This is a genomic window from Noviherbaspirillum phoenicis (genome assembly GCF_047237965.1).
In the GTDB taxonomy this organism is placed as follows: domain Bacteria; phylum Pseudomonadota; class Gammaproteobacteria; order Burkholderiales; family Burkholderiaceae_D; genus Noviherbaspirillum_A.
On record NZ_JBDFLX010000001.1, the window covers coordinates 2,986,761 to 3,006,574 of the forward strand.

17 protein-coding genes are annotated in these 19,814 nt (G+C 63.2%); 11 read left to right on the forward strand and 6 right to left on the reverse strand.

Features of this window, described 5'->3' with window-relative positions:
- Positions 1–45 precede the first annotated feature (45 nt).
- The 6 genes from ABC383_RS13385 to ABC383_RS13410 all read left to right on the forward strand — a co-directional run bounded on the left by ABC383_RS13385 (position 46) and on the right by ABC383_RS13410 (position 3,998).
- Positions 46–765 (forward strand): response regulator, encoded by a 720-nt coding sequence (locus tag ABC383_RS13385; RefSeq protein ID WP_413014670.1) that lies wholly within the window; start codon positions 46–48, stop codon positions 763–765.
- A complete protein-coding gene (locus ABC383_RS13390) occupies positions 762–1,127 on the forward strand; it encodes a GTPase (RefSeq protein WP_413014672.1) in 366 nt (121 codons plus the stop codon). The genes ABC383_RS13385 and ABC383_RS13390 overlap by 4 nt, the downstream gene beginning before the upstream one ends.
- 80 nt (positions 1,128–1,207) lie before the next feature.
- Complete coding sequence (locus ABC383_RS13395; protein WP_413014673.1) at positions 1,208–1,465, forward strand: BTH_I0359 family protein; 258 nt, start codon at positions 1,208–1,210, stop codon at positions 1,463–1,465.
- Positions 1,466–1,584: 119 nt separating this feature from the next.
- A complete protein-coding gene (trmB, locus tag ABC383_RS13400; RefSeq protein WP_413014675.1) occupies positions 1,585–2,229 on the forward strand; it encodes a tRNA (guanine(46)-N(7))-methyltransferase TrmB in 645 nt (214 codons plus the stop codon).
- 11 nt (positions 2,230–2,240) lie between these two features.
- Complete coding sequence (locus ABC383_RS13405; protein ID WP_413014677.1) at positions 2,241–3,158, forward strand: LysR family transcriptional regulator; 918 nt, start codon at positions 2,241–2,243, stop codon at positions 3,156–3,158.
- Between the two features lie 66 nt (positions 3,159–3,224).
- The gene (locus ABC383_RS13410) at positions 3,225–3,998 is read left to right on the forward strand and encodes a class II glutamine amidotransferase (RefSeq protein ID WP_413014679.1); all 774 of its coding nucleotides are present in this window, start codon (positions 3,225–3,227) and stop codon (positions 3,996–3,998) included.
- Positions 3,999–4,016: 18 nt separating this feature from the next.
- On the opposite strand, the gene ABC383_RS13415 is transcribed toward ABC383_RS13410, so the two are convergent.
- The 4 genes from ABC383_RS13415 to rocD form a co-directional block, all read right to left on the reverse strand.
- Positions 4,017–5,312 (reverse strand): phospholipase D-like domain-containing protein, encoded by a 1,296-nt coding sequence (locus tag ABC383_RS13415; protein ID WP_413014680.1) that lies wholly within the window; start codon positions 5,310–5,312, stop codon positions 4,017–4,019.
- 163 nt (positions 5,313–5,475) lie between these two features.
- Entirely contained in the window at positions 5,476–9,219 is a 3,744-nt protein-coding gene (gene metH / locus ABC383_RS13420; protein WP_413014681.1) for a methionine synthase, read from the reverse strand.
- A gap of 219 nt (positions 9,220–9,438) precedes the next feature.
- Positions 9,439–10,275: a dimethylarginine dimethylaminohydrolase family protein gene (locus ABC383_RS13425; RefSeq protein WP_413014682.1), complete on the reverse strand. Its 837-nt coding sequence runs from the start codon at positions 10,273–10,275 to the stop codon at positions 9,439–9,441.
- A gap of 50 nt (positions 10,276–10,325) precedes the next feature.
- A complete protein-coding gene (gene rocD / locus ABC383_RS13430; RefSeq protein WP_413014683.1) occupies positions 10,326–11,534 on the reverse strand; it encodes an ornithine--oxo-acid transaminase in 1,209 nt (402 codons plus the stop codon).
- A 140-nt stretch (positions 11,535–11,674) separates the two neighbouring features.
- On the opposite strand from rocD, the gene ABC383_RS13435 reads away from it, so the two are divergent.
- Positions 11,675–12,151: an Lrp/AsnC family transcriptional regulator gene (locus tag ABC383_RS13435; RefSeq protein ID WP_217346140.1), complete on the forward strand. Its 477-nt coding sequence runs from the start codon at positions 11,675–11,677 to the stop codon at positions 12,149–12,151.
- An 11-nt stretch (positions 12,152–12,162) separates the two neighbouring features.
- Here ABC383_RS13435 and fmt read toward each other — a convergent pair whose 3' ends face one another.
- Both fmt and def read right to left on the reverse strand, forming a co-directional pair.
- A complete protein-coding gene (fmt, locus tag ABC383_RS13440) occupies positions 12,163–13,137 on the reverse strand; it encodes a methionyl-tRNA formyltransferase (protein WP_413014684.1) in 975 nt (324 codons plus the stop codon).
- A 25-nt stretch (positions 13,138–13,162) separates the two neighbouring features.
- Positions 13,163–13,699 carry a peptide deformylase gene (def, locus tag ABC383_RS13445; RefSeq protein WP_413014685.1) on the reverse strand — a complete coding sequence of 179 codons (537 nt, stop codon included), beginning with the start codon at positions 13,697–13,699 and terminating at the stop codon, positions 13,163–13,165.
- Between the two features lie 176 nt (positions 13,700–13,875).
- On the opposite strand from def, the gene ABC383_RS13450 reads away from it, so the two are divergent.
- The 4 genes from ABC383_RS13450 to ABC383_RS13465 all read left to right on the forward strand — a co-directional run bounded on the left by ABC383_RS13450 (position 13,876) and on the right by ABC383_RS13465 (position 19,640).
- On the forward strand, positions 13,876–14,955 hold the full coding sequence (locus tag ABC383_RS13450; protein WP_413014686.1) for a LysM peptidoglycan-binding domain-containing protein: 1,080 nt from the start codon (positions 13,876–13,878) through the stop codon (positions 14,953–14,955).
- A gap of 8 nt (positions 14,956–14,963) precedes the next feature.
- A complete protein-coding gene (gene dprA / locus ABC383_RS13455; protein WP_413014687.1) occupies positions 14,964–16,064 on the forward strand; it encodes a DNA-processing protein DprA in 1,101 nt (366 codons plus the stop codon).
- Positions 16,065–16,263: 199 nt separating this feature from the next.
- Positions 16,264–16,740: a Smg family protein gene (locus tag ABC383_RS13460; RefSeq protein ID WP_413014688.1), complete on the forward strand. Its 477-nt coding sequence runs from the start codon at positions 16,264–16,266 to the stop codon at positions 16,738–16,740.
- Between the two features lie 257 nt (positions 16,741–16,997).
- Positions 16,998–19,640: a DNA topoisomerase III gene (locus ABC383_RS13465; RefSeq protein WP_413014689.1), complete on the forward strand. Its 2,643-nt coding sequence runs from the start codon at positions 16,998–17,000 to the stop codon at positions 19,638–19,640.
- Positions 19,641–19,814: the final 174 nt, after the last annotated feature.

Below are 19,814 nucleotides of genomic sequence, written 5' to 3' on the forward strand. Positions count from 1 at the left end.
CACGGTCCGGGAGTGATCCAAATCTGAATTAACCAAGGCAAGGAAATGGCAAATATTCTGGTAGTTGATGATGAGATGGGCATACGTGAATTGCTCTCGGAAATACTGGGCGACGAAGGCCATGTGGTGACCATGGCCGAAAACGCCCAGCAGGCGCGCCAGATTCGCGCCAGCACCACTCCGGACCTGGTGCTACTCGATATCTGGATGCCGGACACCGACGGCGTCACCCTGCTCAAGGAATGGCAGCGCGACCGCATGCTGACCATGCCCGTCATCATGATGTCGGGCCATGCGACGATCGACACCGCCGTCGAGGCGACCCGCATCGGCGCGCTGAATTTCCTTGAAAAGCCGATCTCCCTGCAAAAGCTGCTCAAGGCGGTGCAGCAGGGATTGTCGCGCGGCCAGGACGTGGCGCGCGCCAGCACGCTTTCGGCGGTGGCAAGGCCGATCCCGGCGCCAGTCAGCGAGCCGCTGCCGGCAGCCGCGCCGGCCGTCCAGGGTGCGCCGGGCGGTGTGCAGCCGCAAGCGCCCGAAGCGCCCAAGGCGCCCGAGGAAAAAGGCTTTACGGTATCCTTTGAACTGCCGCTGAGGGAAGCGCGCGACGCCTTCGAGCGCGCCTACTTCGAGCATCACCTGCAGCGCGAGGGCGGCAGCATGACTAGGGTGGCCGAGCGCACCGGCCTCGAACGCACCCACCTGTACCGCAAGCTCAAGCAGCTTGGCGTCGAGCCCGGCAAGCTGGGCCGACGCAGCGGATGACGGCAGTCACGCTGGTCACGGGCAGTTCCTACGCCGCGCGCGAAGCGGCCATCGCGGCGGCGCTGCAGCCCGGCATCTCCGCGTCTGCCATCCTGGAAGGATTGCCGGACGGGAAACCGGACTCTCCCCTGCAACAGGCGCTGCCGGCGCAGCAGATCGTGCGCATTGCGCCTGGCTGCCCCTGCTGCACCGGCAGCCTGACCATGCGTGTGACGCTCAACCGCGTGCTGCGCCAGGCGCCGCAGCATCTCTTCATTGCGCTGGCCGACACCAGCCACCTGGCGCAATTTCGCGCCTTCCTCCGAACCGATTCCTATAGCCGGTTATTGACCTTGACAGAAGACCTGCATATTGCGTCTTGAAATGCGGCGCGCGGGCGCCATGTTCTGTGTCAGCAGCGGGAAATTTCTTCCGGCAATCAGCAATCGCACGAGGAGCATACATGAACCTGATCTACAACAGCGACCAGTACAGCGTAGTGGAGTTCGGCGCCGACCAGGCGCGTGAGGCCTTGCGTTTCGGCGGTTATGAAATCATGGACAAATCCGGACGCCGCGAAATCTTCATCAATGGCGCGCTGGCCGAATCCTTCCGCCAGCATGTCCAGGACCTGATCGCGCAAGAGCCCAGCATGGAGGAAATCGACGACTTCCTCGGCAACTTCGACGAAATGATGCATCAGCCGGTGCGCCTACACTGATCACCGTAGCGCGCGCGGCGCCGTAATTGCCGATGGCGCCGCCCTGAAAGATCGCGGCATCCGGGTATACTGCCGCGATGCATGCCAATTCAAGTCCCATCCACAGTACCCAGCCAGGAATGCATGACGACCTGGCGCAGCAGGTGGCCAAGCACGCGGCCACGGTGTTTCGCAAGCCTGTCACCGATTACAACCGCAGCGCCTTCGAGGCCAGCATCTCGGCCTGGGAAGCGCATGGCAGGCCGCCACTGATACTCGACGCCGGCTGCGGCGTGGGCCTGTCCACCCTGCACCTCGCAACGCGTCATCCCGACCATTTCGTGATCGGCATCGACCAGTCGGCCGATCGCCTGGCGCGCCAGGTGCACTGGCCCGATGCGCTCCCCGCAAACTGCCTGCGCCTGCGTGCCGACCTGGTGGATTACTGGCGCCTGATGCTGGAATCCGGCGTGCGGCCGGCGCGGCAGTATCTGCTTTATCCCAATCCCTGGCCCAAGAAGCAGCACCTCGGCCGGCGCTGGCATGGTCATCCGGTGTTTCCCGCCGTGGTGGCCTTGGGCGGGCAGTTTGAATGCCGCAGCAACTGGCGCATCTATATCGACGAATGCGCGGCGGCGCTGACCCAGCTGACCGGCATGCCGGTGCAGGCCGAATCGTTCGATGCGGTTGCGCCGATCACGCCGTTTGAGGAGAAGTACCGCGCATCGGGCCATGCCCTCTGGCGCTGCCGCCTCGCCCTGCCCTCCTCCGTTGAACAACAATAAAAGGCTGCAGCATGGACCGCCTGCAATCAATGCGCGTATTTTCGAAAGTGGTTGAACAGGGCAGCTTCGCCCGCGCCGCCCAGGTGATGGAATTATCGAATGCGGTTGTCACCCGCCACGTAGCCGACCTGGAAAACCATCTGGGCACCCGGCTGCTCAACCGCACGACGCGCAAGCTGTCGCTGACCGAGACCGGCCAGGCCTACCTGGAACGGGTCAACCGCATCCTGGCCGACATCGACGATGCCGACGCCATCGTCACCTCCCAGTCGAAAAAGCCGACCGGCACCCTGCGCATCTATTCGCAGCTGGGCTTTGGCAAGCAGCGCCTGGCCGAGCTTCTGCCGCTTTACGCCGCCGCCAATCCCGAGGTGACGCTGGATGTGACGCTGTCGGACCGCACCATCGACCTGGTGGAGGAAGGCTACGACATCGGCATCTTCACCGGGCTGCAGAAGTTCGACGCCAGCATGATCTCGCGCCAGCTCGGCATGGCCGAAGTGCTGCTGTGTGCCTCGCCCGGCTATATCAGGCAGCGCGGCGAGCCGCGCGTGCCCGAGGACGTGACAGCCCATGACTGCCTGAATTTCTCCAACGTGGACCTGCTGCGCAATCACTGGCCGATCGCCACCGACACCGAAGCCGTCAACATTCCGATCCGCAGCCGCATGCTGAGCAACAACAGCGAGCTGCTGCGCAACTGCGCCGCCGCCGACATGGGCCTGGTGGTCGGACCATCCTATGCCATGATCGACGACATCAAGAGCCACCGGCTGGTGCGGCTGCTGGATCAATACCGCCTGGGGCAGATGGCCGTGATGCTGGTCTATCCCAGCCGGCGCCAGATGTCGGCCAAGGTGCGCAGCTTCATCGACTTCATCACCGAGCGTTTCCCGCACCCCGAAACCGATCCGTGGTGCGGCAAGTAACGCAGGCAATGCCGCATCCGTGGTAGTGTATTTTCCTTTTTGACGAAGCTTCTTCCCGATTCCGCCATGTGCCAGCTTCTTGGAATGAACTGCAATGTTCCGACCGATATCGTGTTCAGCTTCACCGGCTTCGCCACTCGCGGCGGCCGCACCGACAACCACAATGACGGCTGGGGCATCGCCTTTTTCGAAGGCGCCGGCGTGCGCCATTTCGTTGACTACCAGGCCGCCGTCGCCTCGCCCATCGCCGCGCTGATCAAGCAATGCCCGATCAAGTCCAAGAACGTGATCGCGCACATACGCAAGGCCACGCAGGGACGGGTGGCGCTGGAAAATTGCCATCCTTTCGTGCGCGAGATGTGGGGCCGCTACTGGGTGTTCGCCCATAACGGCGACCTCAAGGAATTCCGCCCGGTGCTCGATGGCGCCTTCCGTCCGGTCGGCACCACCGACAGCGAACTGGCCTTCTGCTACCTGCTGCAGCGGCTGCGCAGCCGCTTCGGCGACAGCATGCCGGCGCTGCCGGAGCTGACGATCGCCTTGCGCGAACTGACCTCCGAAATCGCCTCGCATGGCGTCTTCAACATGATGCTGTCCGACGGCTCGGCCCTGTTCGCGCACTGCTCGACGCATCTGCATTACCTGGTACGGCAATATCCGTTCGCCGAGGCCCGCCTGTCCGACGAGGACGTGATCGTGGACTTTTCCCAGGTCACCACACCCCGCGACAAGGTGGCCATCATCGTCACCGCGCCATTGACCACCAATGAGACCTGGCTGCCCTTCGAAGCCGGCGAAATGAAGGTCTTCATCGACGGCGAGCCGATCGCGCCAGCCTGAGCCGAGTAGCTGGAACAACTACAGCAGCGGACCCAGCCAGGAAGCGACCTTTTCCCAGGCCTTTTCCTTCAGGGGCCGGTCCAGCCACTGCTCGTAGGTGATGCGGCGGGCTTTCTTCAGGTCCTGCTCGAAGATGGCGATCTGCTGGCGCGCGAAGCCGGCGTCGTAGATGTTCAGGTTGGCTTCATCGTTCATCTGGAACGAGCGGTCGTCGAAATTGGTCGAGCCCACCGAGACCAGCAGGCCATCGACGATCATGACCTTGCAGTGATACATGGTGGGCTGGTATTCGCTGATCTCCGCGCCCGCCTGCAGCAGTTCGCCCCACATGCCGCGCGATGAACTGCGCACCGCCTCGGCATCGATGTTCTTGCCCGGCAGGATGATCTGCAGCCGCACGCCGCGCTTCATCGCATCGATCAGCGCGTTACGGGTCATTTCATCCGGCACGAAGTAAGAAGCGGAAATCTGGATGTTGTGCTCGGCCGCCGTGATGGCCAGGAGGTACATCAGGTGCATGCTCTCGCTGCCGCCGGAGGGCGAACTGCTGAAGACCTGCGCCCGCGCCGTACCCGCCTGCACCTGCGGCGGAAAGTAGTCGTCGCCATGCAGCACCTTGCCGGTGGTCTTGGTCCAGTTGTCGATCAGCACCGCCTGCATCTGCGCCACCACCGGGCCCTCGGCGCGGAAGTGGGAGTCGCGCCAGTGGTCCGGGTCTTGCGCATTGCCGGTCCATTGGCCGGCGATGCCGACGCCGCCGGTGAAGCCGATGCGGCCATCCACCACCAGCAGCTTGCGGTGCGTACGGTTGTTGATGCGGCCCAGGTTATACCAGCGCAGCGGATGATACTGCCGCACTTCCACGCCGGCCTGGCGCATCTGCTCCAGGTCCTTGTCATCCATCTTGGCGCTGCCGACCCAGTCGATCAGCAGATGCACCTTGACGCCGGCGCGGGCGCGCTCGGAGAGGGCCTCGGCGAACTCGCGGCCGATTTCCTCGGACCAGTAGATATAGGTTTCGAAATTGATGGTCTTCTTCGCGCCGCGTATGGCTTTCAGCATCGACGGGAAGATCTGGTCGCCGTTGAGCAGCGCCTCGACCTTGTTGCCGTCGACGATCTGCGGCCCGAGCATAATGCCCATCGAGCGCTGGAACTGCGGGTCCGACACCGCGTAGAGCCGCGGTATCTCCTGCTTGATCTGCTTTTCGCCGGACGAGAAATTGACGACCAGCAGGGTGACGAACAGCGTGGCCAGAATGCTGACGATGGCCACTATCACTTTGCTGCGGGTGGTTTGCGGTCTCCAGATCATTTCTCGTTGGCTGCAGTATGGATGAGCCAGCTTAGCAGCAATGATCGGGGCCAGGCTTGCGCCGGATCGATTGCAGGAACGACAACGAAAATGAAAAACGCCCGCGGTATCGCGGGCGTCGGTTGCGGCAATCGATCCGGTCCTTGAGGCCGGATGCAGGTGATCACAGGTTGGGCGCCAGCCAGCGCTCGACCTCCTCTTTCGCCACGCCACGCCGCGCCGCCATGTCTTCGACCTGGTCCATGCCGATCTTGCCGACGCTGAAGTACTTCGAGTCCGGATGCGCCAGGTAGAAGCCCGACACCGCCGCGCCCGGGTACATCGCGTAGGACTCGGTGAGCTGCATGCCGATTTCCTCGGCCTGCAGCACGCGGAACATGTCGGCCTTGACCGTGTGTTCCGGGCAGGCCGGATAGCCCGGCGCCGGGCGGATGCCCTGGTATTCCTCGCGGATCAGCGCCGCATTATCCAATGTCTCGTCCGCCGCATAACCCCACAGGTCGCGCCGCACCCGCTCGTGCATCTGCTCGGCGAAGGCTTCGGCCAGGCGGTCGGCCAGCGACTTCAACATGATGGAGGAATAGTCGTCATGCGCGTCCTCGAAGCGCTTCTCGTGTTTCTCGATGCCGATGCCGGCGGTCACCGCGAACATGCCGATGTAGTCGGCGATGCCTGAAGCCTTGGGCGCGATGAAGTCGGCCAGGCACTGGTTGGGCCGCGCCACGCCGTCGATCACGGGCTTGACCGTCTGCTGGCGCGCGCCATACCAGGTGAAGGCCACTTCACTGCGGGTTTCATCGGTATAGATCTCGATGTCGTCATCATTGACGCTGTTGGCCGGCAGCAGCGCAATCACGCCATTGGCGGTCAGCCAGCGACCATCGATCACCTTCTTCAGCAGCGCCTGGCCTTCCTCGAATACCTTGCTTGCCGAGGCGCCCACCACTTCATCGGTCAGGATCGCGGGATAAGGCCCGGCCAGGTCCCAGGTCTGGAAGAACGGACCCCAGTCGATGTACTGGGCCAGCTGGGCCAGGTCGACATTCTTGAACACCCGGCGGCCGATGAACTTCGGCTTGACCGGCGCGAACTGCAGCTGCGCGCGGTTCTTGCGGGCGTCGGCCAGCGACAGCATCGGCACCGCCTTGCGGTTGGCATGCTGCTCGCGGATGCGTTCATAGTCGGTGGCGATGTCCTGCACATACTGGTCGCGCTGCTCGGGCGTGAGCAGCGACTGCGCCACCGACACCGAGCGCGACGCGTCCGGCACATAGACCACCGGGCCTTCATAGTTCTGCGCGATCTTCACCGCAGTATGGGCGCGACTGGTGGTGGCGCCGCCGATCAGCAGCGGGATCTTCAGCATGCGGAAATGCGGGTCGCGCTGCATCTCCTTGGCGACATAAGCCATTTCTTCGAGCGACGGCGTGATCAGGCCGGACAAGCCGATGATGTCGGCATTCTCGGCCTTTGCGCGCGCCAGGATCTCCGAGCAGGGCACCATCACGCCCATGTTGACGACCTCGAAGTTATTGCATTGCAGGACCACCGACACGATGTTCTTGCCGATGTCATGCACGTCACCCTTGACGGTGGCGATCACGATCTTGCCCTTGGGCTTGGCGGCCACGCCGGTCCTGCGTTCCTCTTCCAGCTTTTCCTGCTCGATGTAGGGAATCAGGTGCGCCACCGCCTGCTTCATCACCCGCGCCGACTTCACCACCTGGGGCAGGAACATCTTGCCTTGGCCGAACAGGTCGCCGACGATGTTCATGCCATCCATCAGCGGCCCTTCGATCACCTGGATCGGCCGGCCGCCGCTGGCCAGCAGCTCCTGCCGCGCTTCCTCGGTATCCTCGACGATCCACTGGGTGATGCCATGCACCAGCGCATGCGCCAGGCGCTGCTGCACCGTGCCGGCGCGCCATTCCAGGCTTTGCTCCTCCTTCTTGCCGCCCGCCTTCAGGGTGCCGGCGAATTCGATCATGCGCTCGGTCGCATCCGGCCGGCGGTTCAGCACCACGTCTTCCACCCGCTCGCGCAGTTCGGGAGCGAGCTCGCTGTAGACGCCCACCATGCCGGCATTGACGATGCCCATGGTGAGGCCAGCCTGGATCGCGTGATACAGGAATACCGTATGGATGGCTTCGCGTGCCGGGTCGTTGCCGCGGAAGCTGAAGCTCACATTGGACACGCCGCCGCTGATCTTGGCATGCGGCAGGTTCTCGCGTATCCAGCGGGTCGCGTTGATGAAGTCGACCGCGTAGTTGTTGTGTTCCTCGATGCCGGTGGCAATGGCGAAGATGTTGGGGTCGAAGATGATGTCTTCCGGCGGGAAGGCGACCTTCTCGATCAGCAGGTCATAGGCGCGCTTGCAGATCTCGATCTTGCGCTCGAAGGTGTCGGCCTGGCCGGTTTCATCGAAGGCCATCACGATCACCGCCGCGCCATAGCGCCGGCACAGCTTGGCCTGGCGCAGGAATTCCTCTTCGCCTTCCTTCATCGAGATCGAATTCACCACCGCCTTGCCCTGCACGCATTTCAGGCCGGCCTCGATCACGGACCACTTCGACGAGTCGATCATGATGGGCACGCGGGCGATGTCGGGCTCGGACGCGATCAGGTTCAGGAAGCGCGTCATGGCCGCCTGCGAATCCAGCATCGCCTCGTCCATGTTGATGTCAATGATCTGCGCGCCGTTTTCCACCTGCTGGCGCGCCACCGCCAGCGCCTCGTCGTACTGCTCATTCAGAATCAGCCGGGCAAAGGCCTTGGAGCCGGTCACGTTGGTGCGCTCGCCAACGTTGACGAACAGCGAGTCTTCATTGATGGTGAACGGCTCCAGGCCGGACAGCCGCATCGCGGGCGGCACTTCCGGCAGCTTGCGCGGGGCGATCGTCTTCACCGTGTCGGCAATGGCGCGGATATGGTCGGGCGTGGTGCCGCAGCAGCCGCCGGCGATATTGACGAACCCGCTTTCGGCGAAGTCCTTCAGCAGCGACGAAGTCACGTCCGGCGTCTCGTCGAAGCCGGTATCGGACATCGGGTTGGGCAGGCCTGCATTGGGGTAGATGCAGACAAAGGTGTCGGCAATCTTGGACAGCTCTTCTGCATAGGGCCGCATCAGCGCCGCGCCGAGCGCGCAGTTCAGGCCCACGGTCAGCGGCCTTGCATGGCGCACCGAATTCCAGAACGCCGGCACGGTCTGGCCGGACAGGATGCGTCCCGAGGCGTCGGTCACGGTGCCGGAAATCATGATAGGCAGGCGCTGGCCGGACTCCTCGAAGAACTGGTCGATCGCAAACAGCGCGGCCTTGCAGTTGAGCGTGTCGAAAATGGTTTCGACCAGCAGCACGTCGGCGCCGCCTTCCACCAGGCCGCGGGTCTGCTCGAGATAGGCCGCCACCAGTTCGTCGAAGGTGATGTTGCGCGCGGCCGGGTCGTTCACGTCGGGCGAGATCGACGCGGTCTTGGGCGTCGGTCCGAGCGCGCCGGCGACAAAGCGCGGCTTGTCGGGCGTGGAATACTTGTCGCACGCCGCGCGCGCCAGGCGCGCCGCGGTCACGTTCATTTCGTAGGCCAGATCGGCCATTTTGTAATCTTCCTGCGCCACCGTGGTGGCGCCGAAGGTGTTGGTCTCGATCAGGTCGGCGCCGGCGGCCAGGTACTTCTCGTGGATCTCGCTGATGATCTGCGGCTGGGTCAGGGTCAGCAGTTCATTGTTGCCCTTGACGAACATTTCCTTGCCCGGCACCTGGAAGTCGGCAAACCGCGTGCCGCGGTAATCCTCCTCGGTCAGATGGTATTGCTGGATCATGGTGCCCATGGCGCCGTCCAGGATCAGGATGCGCTGGGACAGCAGATCGCGCAGCAGCGCCTCGGTGGAAGAAATGGAATCGCGTTTCATGTGGTCTGGTCCAAGAGAACAAAAATGAAAAACCCGGCCGGTAAAGCGGGGCCGGGTTTGTTCAGGTCCGCTTTAGCTGCATTTGTTGGAAGACTGCCTGGGGAGGACTGTTCCGCGCCCGCAAGCTGGGTTTGACTTTGCAATCAAATCGGCGCGGGAAAAATTATACGTGAATTCGGTTTGCGCCGAGCGGACCGGGCGCACCAGTGCAGCCGCGCGTCACGGCAAGGCCAGCGCCGGCGCGCGCGCCTCGGTCAGCTTCAGGGTCAGGCACTTTGCCGATCCGCCGGCTTTCATGAATTCCGACAGCCGGGTCTGGTGCACCGTGTAGCCGTGCGCGGCCAGCGCCGCGCAGAGACTGTCGGAGGCCTGGTTCAGGATCACATGGCGGCCGCAGTTGACCGCGTTACAGGCAAATGCGTCCGCGTCCGCGGCGCCAACGGCAATGCGCAGTTCGGGCGGCACCAGCGTGGCGATGCGTTCCTGAGACGCCGCGTCGAAGGCGGCCGGAAAGTACAGCAGCGCGCCGCCTTCCAGCGGGCACAGGCAGGTATCGAGATGATAGAAGTGCGGATTGACCAGGCGCAGCGGCTCCACTTCGACATCGAACCGGCTGGCGATCATCGCAGCGGCCGCCGAATCGGAGCGGTGGCCATGCCCCATCCACAGCAGGGGCAGGCGGCGGTCGAACAGCGCGTCGCCGGCGCCTTCGAAGTAGACATCCGGCGGCAGCGTCAGCACCTCGAAACCATGCTCGGCGAACCATTGCGCGAAATAGGCCTCCTCCGGCCGCCGCTCGGCATGCCGGAAATTCGACAGCAACACCCTGTTTTCCAGCACCAGCCCGGCATTGGCGGTAAATACCAGGTCCGGCACGCCTTCCCGGGCGCTGATGCAGTCGACCTGCGCATAGCGTCGCAGCAATGCCAGCAGCGCGCTCCATTGCTGCATCGCCACTGGATTGCTGCCGCGCGCGATGTTGCCTTCCATCCACGGATTGATCACATAAGCCACTTCGAAGTGCTGCGGCGCGCACATCAGGAAACGCGATGTCATTGCCAGCCCTCTCTGCTGATGATGGTTTGTCGGCTGTGGCCAGCCGCCAGTCAGGCTGCCATGTCGAATTCGTCCAGCACCGCCGCCACCGCCGCCACGGCGATATCGATTTCCTGTTCGCTGATCACCAGCGGTGGCGCCAGTCTGACCACGGTACCGTGGGTGTCCTTGCTTAGAACGCCGAAATACATCAGGCGTTCGCAAAACTCCCGCGCGGAAATGTGCGTTGAATCAAGTTCCATGCCGATCAGCAATCCCTTGCCGCGCACTTCCCGGATGGCCGGATAGCGCAGCATGCGCAACCGGCCCAGCAGCAGCGCGCCCATGCGCTCGGCGCGCGCCGCCAGGTTTTCCTCTTCAAGCAGGTCCAACGCCGCATGGCCAACCGCGCAGGCCAGCGGATTGCCGCCGAAGGTGCTGCCATGGTCGCCCGGCCGGAAGACGCCCATCACATCCGGGCGCGCCAGGAAGGCCGACACCGGCAGCAGGCCGCCGCCGAGCGCCTTGCCGAGAATCAGGCCGTCGGGTTGCACGTTTTCGTGCTGGCAAGCCAGCAGCCGTCCGGTGCGGCACAGGCCGGTCTGCACCTCATCGCAGATCAGCAGCACATTGTGGCGACTGCAGATCTCGCGGCACTGCGCCAGGTAGCCGTCGGGCGGCACGATGATGCCGGCTTCGCCCTGCACCGGCTCGACTAGGAAAGCGGCGGTGTCCGGCGTGATCGCCGCTTCCAGCGCGGCGGCGTCGCCGAACGGCACCGACACGAAGCCCGGCGCAAACGGCCCGAAGCCCTGCCGGTATTGCGCTTCGGAAGAAAAGCCGACGATGGTGGTGGTGCGTCCGGCGAAATTACCGGCGCAAACGATGATCTGCGCCCGCTCCGGCGCCACGCCCTTGACCTGGTACGCCCATTTGCGCGCCGCCTTCAGCGCCGTTTCCACGGCTTCCGCGCCGGTATTCATCGGCAGCGCGCGCGCCATGCCAGTCATGTCGCACAACCGCTGCAGGAACGGCCCTAACCGGTCGGTGTAATAGGCGCGCGACGTGACCGCCAGGGTTTGCGCCTGCGCCGTCAGCGCCGCCACCAGCCGCGGATGGCTGTGGCCGAAACTGGTGGCCGAATAGGCTGACATCATGTCCAGGTAGCGTTTGCCGTGGATGTCGGTCAGCCAGACGCCGGCGCCGCTGTGCAGCACGACCGGCAGGGGCGCATAGTTTTCCGCGCAGTACCTTTTTTCAAGAGCAATCAGGTTTTCCATGAACGTTTCCCCCTCAGGATCAACCAAGCGTTTGCCTACACATGTTAGCCCCGAATGCGGAAAAGATTTGTGCTTTATCAGGCATGGAACAGATGGGTTATGAAAGGATCGTTTGTGTATCAATCCTCCGGAGAGAAAACATGGAAAAGCTCGACCGATACGACCGCATACTCCTGACGACCTTGCAGAAAAACGGGCGCGCTTCCAATGTCGAATTGTCGGAGCAGGCCAGCCTTTCAGCGCCCCAGTGCTACCGCCGCGTGCGCCGACTGGAAATGGACGGCATCATCCGGGGCTACACCGCGCAGGTAGTTCCTTCCAGCCTGGGCCTGGATGTGGTGGCCTTCGTCAGCCTGACGATCGATCGCGAACAGTTCAAGAATGTGCGCGACCTGGAAAAGGTGATACGCGATTTCCCGGAAATCCTGGAGTGCTACACGATTTCGGGCGACTTCGATTATCTGCTCAAGGTGGTCTCCACCGACCTGCGCTCGTTCTCCGCCTTCCTGACCGACAGGCTGATGCAGGTGCCAGGCGTAGCCCGCATGCGCTCCATGATCTGCCTGGAAGAGATCAAGCCGGCCAGTCCGCTGCCGCTGCCGCCTGCCTTGAGCTAGCAGCCACAGCTTCAGGAAGCCGCTTTGGCACCCGTGTCGAAACGGCCGCCTTCCATCGAAAAGCCCTTCAGGAAATCGGCTGCGGCCAGCCGTTTGCCGCCCGGTTTCTGCAACTGCTTCAGGCGCAGCGCGCCTTCTCTGCATGCCACCACAACGCCTTGCGCCGCATCGGCTGCGAGGATGGTGCCCGGCGCTTTGCCGCCGCCGGCATCGACGGCGTCGGCCTGCCAGATCTTCACCGGCACGCCGTTGAACTGCCCGCTTGCGCCGGGAAAGGGATTGAATGCGCGGATCTTCCTGGCCAGCACGGCGGCCGGCTGCGTGAAATCGAGCGCGGCTTCTTCCTTGGCGATCTTGGCGGCATAGGTCACGCCTTCCTCCGGCTGCGGCTGGGCGGCCAGCGCGCCCGCCTCCAGCCGGCGCAAGGCATCGACGATCATGATTGCGCCCAGTGCGGCCAGCTTGTCATGCAGGCTGGCAGTGCTGTCGTCCGGCGCGATCGGCAAGGCCTGCCGCAGCAGCATCGGCCCGGTGTCCAGGCCTTCGTCCATCTGCATGATGGTCACGCCGGTCTCAATGTCGCCCGCCTCGATGGCGCGATGGATGGGTGCGGCGCCGCGCCAGCGCGGCAGCAGCGATGCATGGATGTTGATGCAGCCACGCGGCGGAATGACCAGGACCGACGCCGGCAGGATCAGGCCATAGGCGGCCACCACCATCGCATCATGCGGCGTGCCCTGCAGCAGCGCATGGGCCTGGCGCGCTTCATCGGGATATTTGCCGTCAAGGCGCAGCGACACCGGCTGTGCCACCGGGATGCCATGCTGCTGCGCATACTGCTTCACGGCCGATGCCTGCAGCTGCATGCCGCGTCCGGCCGGACGGTCGGGCTGGGTCAGTACCAGGGGGATCTCGAAGCCTGCCTCATGCAGGGATTTCAGGGCAGACGCCGCGAATTCGGGCGTGCCGGCATAGATGATTTTCATGGGCGCGATTGTAGCGCCCCGACGCTTATCTCGCGCCCACGACCTTCTGCTGTTCCCGCTTCAGTTCGCGCTCTTCCTTGATCATGCGGGTCTTGATCCGGTTGCGCTTCAGCGGCGACAGGTATTCGACAAATACCTTGCCCTGCAAATGGTCCATCTCGTGCTGTATGCAAACGGCAAGCAGGCCATCGGCCTCGACCTCGAACGGCTTGCCATTAAGGTCGAGCGCGCGCACCTTCACCCGCGCCGGGCGCTCCACGCCGTCATACACGCCGGGCACCGACAGGCAGCCTTCGTCGTAGATCTGCTTTTCCGGACTGGCCCAGGTGATCTCGGGATTGATGAACACCTTCAGATCGTCATGGGTTTCGGATGTGTCGATCACGATCAGCTGCTCGTGCACGTCGACCTGGGTCGCCGCCAGGCCCACGCCCGGCGCTTCATACATGGTCTCGGCCATATCGGCGACAAGCTTTTTTAACCTGTCATCGAACACTTTGACCGGTTGTGCGACCTTGTGTAGACGCGGGTCGGGATAACGGAGAATATTCAGTTGGGACATACGACTTTTGCGCAACAATGGGAGAGGAATAGATGGTGGTTCTTCTTGCCAGTTCAAGTAATTGAAGGCAGAATTTGATTCACTACGGCAACATTTTTCAACGATTGCCTGACAAGCATCACGCTGTGCCCAGCCTGTAGTCGTTCCTTCGCTTCGCCGTCACTACCGGAAAAACCATGAAAAAGTTTAGCACAGCCGGCCTGCTGTTCGCGCTTGCCTGCACTGCGGCATCCGCTGCCACCTCCACCGAAACACCGTCCACCGCAGCCAAATGCCAGTTCCTGGACAACGCGCCAGACCAGCATCAGGTGGTGCGCGGCGACACCTTGTGGAGCATTTCCGGGCGTTTCCTGCAGCATCCCTGGTGCTGGCCGCAGGTGTGGGGCATCAACCGCGAGCAGATCAGCAATCCGCACTGGATCTACCCCGGCCAGACGGTGTATTTCGACCGCGCCAGCGGCCAGCTGCGCCTGGCCCGCTCGGTCGGAAGCGAGGGCGGCCTGCCCACGGTGCGCATGTCGCCGCAGATCCGCATGGAAAACATGGCGGCCGATGCCATTCCGGCCATTCCGGCCAGTGTCATCGAGCCCTTCCTGACGCAGCCGCTGCTGATCGAGGAAGGCAGGCTGGCCGACGCGCCGCGCGTGCTGCAGGGCGGCGACGGCCATGTCTACATGGGCAAGGGCGATGTCGCCTATGTGCGCGGCAGGATAGACGGCGATACCGTGTTCCAGGTCTATCGTCCCACACAGCCGCTGCGCGACCCGGACACCGGCGCCATCCTCGGCTACGAAGCCGCCTATCTTGGCACGATGAAGCTCACGCGCGCCGCGCGTGCCGACGACGAAGCGCATCGCTTCGTGGTGACCAGCTCGGTGCGGGAAATCGGCGTCGGCGCGCAACTGGTGCCGATGCCGCCCACGCCCATCGTCAACTATGTGCCGCACCGGCCGCAAGTGGAAACCAGCGCCCGCGTGATGTCGGTCTATGGCGGCGTGGCCTACGCCGGCCAGAACAACGTGGTCACGATCAACCGCGGCAGCAGGCAGGGCCTGGATGCCGGCAGCGTGCTGGAGCTGTATCGCCGTGCCGGCGTGGTGGCGGACCGGGCGGCCGGCAACCAGCCGGTCCGGCTGCCTGACGAACGCTATGGTTCGGTCTTCGTTTTCCGGACTTTCGACAATGTCTCCTACGGCCTGGTCATGCAGGTCACCGCGCCAGTCCGGGTCGGTGACGTCGCCAGGTCACCGGAGTAAGCGCGGCCATGACCGGCGGAAATCTGGCGGCATGGCTTCAACTTCAACAGACGCCCAGCCTGGGCATCGTGGCCGCGCACAAGCTGCTCAGCGCATTCGCGGGGCCTGACGCGATCCTGGCGGCCGATGCCGCCCGCCTGAGTGCGCTGGTCGGCGGCAAGCTGGCCACGGCCCTGCTGGCGCCGCCCACGGCAACGCTGCAGGCACTGATCGACAAGACCCTCTCCTGGGCCGCCCTCCCCGGCAATCATGTGCTGACGCTGGCGGACGAACGCTATCCTTCCCTGCTGCTGGAAATCGCCGATCCGCCGCTGCTGCTGTATGCGAAAGGCCGGCCGGAACTGATCCAGCGCGAATCGCTGGCCGTCGTCGGCAGCCGCAATGCCAGCATGCAGGGCGCGATGCATGCGCGCCAGTTCGCGCAAGCCCTGTCGGAAGCCGGCCTGACCATCGTTTCGGGCATGGCGCTCGGCATCGACACGGCGGCACATGAAGGCGCCCTGGCCGGTGCGGGCAGCACGATCGCCGTGATCGGCACCGGCGCCGACATCGTCTACCCGGCCCGCAATCATGCGCTTGCCCACAGGATCGCCGCGGAAGGCTGCATTCTGTCCGAATATGCATTGGGAACGCCGGCGCTGCCGGCCAATTTCCCGCGTCGCAACCGCATCATCAGCGGCCTGGCCGGCGGCACGCTGGTGGTGGAAGCCGCGGCCCAGTCGGGCTCGCTGATCACGGCGCGCCTGGCGGCCGAGCAGGGCCGGGATGTGTATGCCATTCCGGGCTCGATACAGTCTCCGCTGGCACGAGGATGCCATGAACTGATCCGCCAGGGCGCCAAGCTGGTGGAAACGGCGTCAGACATTCTGGAAGACCGGAAATCTTTGCATTTGGCCAGCAATCCGCAAGAAAAGCCGCTTTTTGCCGCAGCCTCTGGCAGTTGCGACAACGATCTTTTGAAGATAATCGGCTATGATCCGGTCAGCCTGAACGTGCTGGCCGCTCGGGCCGGCGTGGATGCCGCTACAATGAATGCGCAGGTGCTGCTGCTGGAGATGGATGGGCAGGTGGAACTGCTGCCGGGCGGATTGATCAGGCGATTGGCCTGAAGCTTGAGCAGGCTCCACCAGTCTAGGGCACACCCTTTTATAATGAATGCAGCGCCTTGGCGCTGCGGCAGGTCCTGATTGGCAAACGGGTTTTTTACATCGATCTTGAAAAAACAAGCTGTCACAAATTTGCAACTGCGATGATGTTAATCGCACAGATTGTTTGTGATGCTCAACTTCTTACCTTTACAGTAAAACCATGTTTGATGTCCTAGTCTATCTTTACGAAACCTATTACCGGCCGGATGCCTGCCCGGACTCCGAGGCGCTCGTGAAGAAGCTGTCAGCCGTTGGCTTCGAGGAGGAAGAAATCTCCAAGGCGCTTGGCTGGCTGACCGACCTTGCGGAAACCACCAATGAGTTTTCGATGCTGCATCCGCAGCAGACCAGCTTTTCGGCGGGCTTCCGCATCTATGTGGAACGGGAATTCGACGTGCTGGGCACGGCTGCGATCGGTTTCATCCAGTTCCTGGAGTCGGCCAAGGTGATCAACCCGCTGCAGCGCGAGATCGTGGTGGAACGGGCACTTGCCGCCAGCGAATCGCAGATCTCGCTGGACAAGCTCAAGGTCATCGTGCTGATGGTGCTGTGGAGCCAGGGCAAGGAACCGGACGGGCTGATGTTCGACGAATTGTTTCTGGATGACGACGAAGTGCAAACCCGGCAATTGCATTAACAACCATTACGGGTTTGTCCGCGCCGCAGGGCGCGCGAACGATTTCAGGCCGCGTTATCGCGGCTTTTTCATTCGGCGGCTTGCTTGCGATTTCGGACGCAACCCGCTTATCATTGGCCGCAAACAGGCAGGCGGTGCGGTCTGAGTCACCTCTTCCAGGCCTGATGCATTCAGGCAAGCGTCTGAATGCAATGTGAATTTTTCCTTACCATGCAGTCCTTCACGCGAATCACGCGTCCATTGCGAGACCCATTTCTATGACCAAAACCCTCATCATCGCCGAGAAGCCTTCTGTCGCGAACGACATCGCGAAGACGCTCGGCGGCTTCACGAGGCACGATGAGTACTTCGAGTCCGACCAGTACGTGCTGTCATCCGCGGTCGGCCACCTGGTGGAAATCACCGTGCCTGAGGAATACGACGTCAAGCGCGGCAAATGGTCATTCGCGCATCTGCCCATGATCCCGCCGCATTTCGATCTCAATCCGATCGCCAAGACCGAGTCGCGCCTGAAGGTGCTGAACCGGCTGATCAAGCGCAAGGACGTCGGCATGCTGATCAATGCGTGCGACGCCGGACGCGAAGGTGAACTGATCTTCCGCCTGATAGCGCAGTATGCGAAGGCCAAGCAGCCGATCAAGCGGCTGTGGCTGCAGTCGATGACGCCGGGCGCGATCCGCGAAGCCTTCAGCCACCTGCGCGAAGACCGCGAGATGATGCCGCTGGCCGATGCCGCGCGCTGCCGCAGCGAGGCCGACTGGCTGATCGGCATCAACGGCACCCGCGCCATGACTGCCTTCAATTCCAAGGAAGGCGGCTTCTATCTCACCACCGTGGGCCGGGTGCAGACGCCGACGCTGTCCATCGTGGTGGAGCGCGAAGAGAAGATCAAGAAGTTCGTGCCGCGCGACTACTGGGAAGTGCGCGCCGAGTTCGGCTGCGCCGCCGGCACCTATGAAGGCCGCTGGCTCGACACGAAGCACAAGCGCGACGAGACCGACCCCGAGAAGCGCGCCGAGCGGCTGTGGAACCGGGCCGACGCCGATGCCATCGTTGCCGCCTGCCGCGGCAAGCCCGGCCGCGTCACCGAGGAATCCAAGCCCACCACCTCGATGGCGCCGGCGCTGTTCGACCTGACCAGCCTGCAGCGCGAGGCCAATGCCCGCTTCGGCTTTTCGGCCAAGAACACGCTGGGCCTGGCGCAGGCGCTGTATGAAAAGCACAAGGTGCTGACTTATCCGCGTACCGATTCGCGCCATCTGCCGGAAGACTATATGAACACGGTCCGGCAGACATTGGACACGATCTCGGAGAACCACAACTACCACCAGTTCGCCAAGCAGATCCTGAACAACAACTGGGTCAAGCCGAACAAGCGCATCTTCGACAACACCAAGATCAGCGATCACTTCGCGATCATCCCGACCACGCTGGCGCCGAAGAACCTGTCGGAGCCGGAGCAGAAGCTGTACGACCTGGTGACGCGCCGCTTCATGGCGATCTTCTTCCCCGCCGCCGAATTCCAGGTCACCACCCGCTTCACCGAGGTGGAAGGCCATCAGTTCAAGAGCGAGGGCAAGGTGATGACCAACCCCGGCTGGCTGGCGGTGTACGGCCGCGAAGTCGCCGAGGAAAAGTCCGAGAAGTCGGAAAAGTCGGAGAAAGCCGGCAGCGACCGCATCCTGGTGCCGGTGGCCAAGGGCGAACAGGTGAAGACCGAGAAGGTCGACACCGTGGCGCTGGTCACCAAGCCGCCCGCGCGCTATACCGAAGCCACGCTGTTGTCGGCGATGGAAGGCGCCGGCAAGCTGGTCGACTCCGAAGAGCTGCGCGAAGCGATGGCGGGCAAGGGGCTGGGCACGCCGGCCACGCGCGCGGCCATCATCGAAGGCCTGCTCAATGAAAAGTACCTGCTGCGCGAAGGCCGCGAAATCATCCCGACCGCCAAGGCCTTCCAGCTGATGACGCTGTTGCGCGGACTGGGCGTGAATGAACTGACCGCGCCGGAACTGACCGGCGAATGGGAATACAAGCTCTCGCAGATGGAGCGTGGCCGCATCAGCCGCGAGGAATTCATGCGCGAGATCGCCGGGATGACCGAGGTCATCGTCAAGCGCGCCAAGGAATACAACAACGACACTATTCCGGGCGAGTATGCGACGCTCAACACGCCCTGCCCGAACTGCGGCGGCGTGGTGAAGGAAAACTATCGCCGCTTTGCCTGCACCAAGTGCGACTTCTCGATGAGCAAGACGCCGGGCAGCAGGCAGTTCGAAATCCCCGAGGTCGAGGAACTGCTGGCGCGCCGCACCATCGGTCCGCTGCAGGGCTTCCGTTCCAAGATGGGCCGGCCGTTTGCCGCGATCCTCAATATCGTGCGCGACGAGGACATCAAGAACTTCAAGCTGGAATTCGACTTTGGCCAGAACGACGGTGAGTCCGAGGAAGGCGAAGGCGTCGACTTCAGCGAACAGAAGCCCTTGGGACCGTGCCCGAAATGCCAGGCTGGCGTTTATGAAATGGGCCTGGCCTATGTCTGCGAGCACAGCGTGGCCAAGCCCAAGACCTGCGACTTCCGCAGCGGCCGCATCATCCTGCAGCAGGAGATTTTGCCCGAGCAGATGGCCAAGCTGCTCAATGAAGGCAAGACCGATCTGCTGCCGGGCTTCGTCTCGCAGCGCACCCGGCGGCCGTTCAAGGCCTTCCTGGTGCGCGGCAAGGATGGCAAGGTGAGCTTCGAGTTCGAGGAGCGCAAGGCCAAGCCGCCCGCCAAGGGCAAGGCCGAAGCAGCCGGTTCGGACCAGGCGCCGGCGCCGGCCGCGGTGAAGAAGGCGGTTGCCAAGAAGGCGGTGGCGAAGAAGGCCGCGGCCAAGCGGCCGGCGGTGAAGAAAGCCGCCTGACGCCAGCCAGGCGACAGCAAAAACCGCGTCATGACGCACCATGACGCACCACGGGGCCGTGATCATCACGGCCCTTTTTTATCGACGACAGGCGGCAAAGTGTGTCGCCTTGCCAGATTTCTCCGCACATCCTCGCCGGTCTTCTTGCTGCATGCTGTTGCGCGCCGTCTAGCT

What these genes read in the sequence shown, in the direction of transcription:
- ABC383_RS13405 (WP_413014677.1), top strand. Translation starts at nt 2,241, where the DNA reads ATGGACCGCCTGCAATCAATGCGCGTATTTTCGAAAGTGGTTGAACAG.
- ABC383_RS13385 (WP_413014670.1), top strand. Translation starts at nt 46, where the DNA reads ATGGCAAATATTCTGGTAGTTGATGATGAGATGGGCATACGTGAATTG.
- ABC383_RS13390 (WP_413014672.1), top strand. Translation starts at nt 762, where the DNA reads ATGACGGCAGTCACGCTGGTCACGGGCAGTTCCTACGCCGCGCGCGAA.
- rocD (WP_413014683.1), bottom strand. Translation starts at nt 11,534, where the DNA reads ATGGAAAACCTGATTGCTCTTGAAAAAAGGTACTGCGCGGAAAACTAT.
- def (WP_413014685.1), bottom strand. Translation starts at nt 13,699, where the DNA reads ATGTCCCAACTGAATATTCTCCGTTATCCCGACCCGCGTCTACACAAG.
- ABC383_RS13450 (WP_413014686.1), top strand. Translation starts at nt 13,876, where the DNA reads ATGAAAAAGTTTAGCACAGCCGGCCTGCTGTTCGCGCTTGCCTGCACT.
- fmt (WP_413014684.1), bottom strand. Translation starts at nt 13,137, where the DNA reads ATGAAAATCATCTATGCCGGCACGCCCGAATTCGCGGCGTCTGCCCTG.
- metH (WP_413014681.1), bottom strand. Translation starts at nt 9,219, where the DNA reads ATGAAACGCGATTCCATTTCTTCCACCGAGGCGCTGCTGCGCGATCTG.
- dprA (WP_413014687.1), top strand. Translation starts at nt 14,964, where the DNA reads ATGACCGGCGGAAATCTGGCGGCATGGCTTCAACTTCAACAGACGCCC.
- ABC383_RS13425 (WP_413014682.1), bottom strand. Translation starts at nt 10,275, where the DNA reads ATGACATCGCGTTTCCTGATGTGCGCGCCGCAGCACTTCGAAGTGGCT.
- ABC383_RS13415 (WP_413014680.1), bottom strand. Translation starts at nt 5,312, where the DNA reads ATGATCTGGAGACCGCAAACCACCCGCAGCAAAGTGATAGTGGCCATC.
- ABC383_RS13410 (WP_413014679.1), top strand. Translation starts at nt 3,225, where the DNA reads ATGTGCCAGCTTCTTGGAATGAACTGCAATGTTCCGACCGATATCGTG.
- ABC383_RS13460 (WP_413014688.1), top strand. Translation starts at nt 16,264, where the DNA reads ATGTTTGATGTCCTAGTCTATCTTTACGAAACCTATTACCGGCCGGAT.
- ABC383_RS13465 (WP_413014689.1), top strand. Translation starts at nt 16,998, where the DNA reads ATGACCAAAACCCTCATCATCGCCGAGAAGCCTTCTGTCGCGAACGAC.
- ABC383_RS13395 (WP_413014673.1), top strand. Translation starts at nt 1,208, where the DNA reads ATGAACCTGATCTACAACAGCGACCAGTACAGCGTAGTGGAGTTCGGC.
- trmB (WP_413014675.1), top strand. Translation starts at nt 1,585, where the DNA reads ATGCATGACGACCTGGCGCAGCAGGTGGCCAAGCACGCGGCCACGGTG.
- ABC383_RS13435 (WP_217346140.1), top strand. Translation starts at nt 11,675, where the DNA reads ATGGAAAAGCTCGACCGATACGACCGCATACTCCTGACGACCTTGCAG.